Here is a 1,173-nt window from a genome sequence, read left to right as displayed (position 1 = left end):
TACTGACTTCGGCTCGTCAAGGTGACGCTGGTTCGTCGAGGGTCAGTGCGGTGCCGGCTATGAAGCCGTCGAGGGTGCCGGGCCGGTACTGAAGGCGCTTGAGCCGGTTGCGTACGAGTCCTTCGAGCCGGTCGAGGGCGACGACGGCGAGGTTGGCCAGGCTGCGTTTGACATGCGCCCATACCCACTCGACCGGGTTGAGGTCGGGTGAGTAGGCGGGCAGCAGGAACACCGTCAGCCACTCACGCTCGGCGATCAGCTCGCCCATGGCGCGGGAGACATGGGTGTTCAGGCGGTCCCACACCAGCACGAGCGGCGCCTTGACGAGCTGGTGGGCGCCGTCGATCAAAGCGATGAAGTCCCGCTCGCCTATGCTGCGGCGCTTGCCTTTGCCCGCTGGGTGGGTGCGCAGGCGGTGGCACAGCCGGGTCCGGGAGCCGGGCCGCATGGCGATCAGCCCGGCCACCGACAGGCGCCCCGAGCGCCGCCCGCTGACTGTCACGACCGGGGTGCGGCCGCGCCGGCCCCAGGTGCGTCCCCTGGGCGGCCGGCGGGTGAAGCCTGCCTCGTCCTCGAAGCAGATGTAGCCCCCGCAGGCCGCCCGGGCTCTTTTACCTCGGCCCAGGTCGCCTCCTTCCACGTGGTGACGGCCTGCTCGTCGCGCTCGGCGACCCGCCGCGCGGGGACCTGCGGGCTGAAGCCGAGCCGGTGCATCAACCGAGTGGCGCCCGAGACGCTGTAGGAGACGTGGAACTTTCTGCCGATCAGCGTGGCCACCCGCGCCGCGGTCCACACCTGGTCCTCCACCCAGCCGTGCGCGGCCGGACCCTGCTCCAGATACGCGGCCAGCTTCTCCAGACAGCGCGGTGACAGACGGCACCGCGAACCGCTCGGGCCACGGGAGACCAGAGCCTGCACACCACCGTCCCGCCACAACTGGTGCCACTGGTATGCCGACTTCCGGCTCACCCGCAGCCGCCGCGCGACCTCCGTCGGCTTGACCTTCTGCTCGAACAGCTCGGCCGCCTGCATCCGCACAGTCTCCCGGCGTCGGCGTCCCGCAGCAGTCAGCCCGCCCCCATCCGCATATCTCACACACCCCGGGATACGGCCACCACCCCAGACCCGTCAGGGACTTCGCCGAAGTTCACCCTGACGAGCCGAAGTCAGTAA

1 protein-coding gene is annotated in these 1,173 nt (G+C 70.1%); it reads right to left on the bottom strand.

Features of this window, described 5'->3' with window-relative positions; translation table 11 throughout:
* Positions 1–16: 16 nt before the first annotated feature.
* Positions 17–1,095 (bottom strand): IS630 family transposase gene (locus tag NQU54_RS50635; protein ID WP_441005767.1). Its coding sequence is split into 2 segments (ribosomal slippage): positions 17–594 and positions 594–1,095, totalling 1,080 coding nucleotides; the frame shifts between segments, so codons are not numbered across the junction.
* Between the last annotated feature and the right edge of the window lie 78 nt (positions 1,096–1,173).

Source organism: Streptomyces malaysiensis subsp. samsunensis (assembly GCF_024519315.1).
Classification (GTDB): domain Bacteria; phylum Actinomycetota; class Actinomycetes; order Streptomycetales; family Streptomycetaceae; genus Streptomyces; species Streptomyces malaysiensis.
Note: the sequence above shows the minus strand (reverse complement) of the source record. Positions and strands in the feature narration are given on the sequence as shown.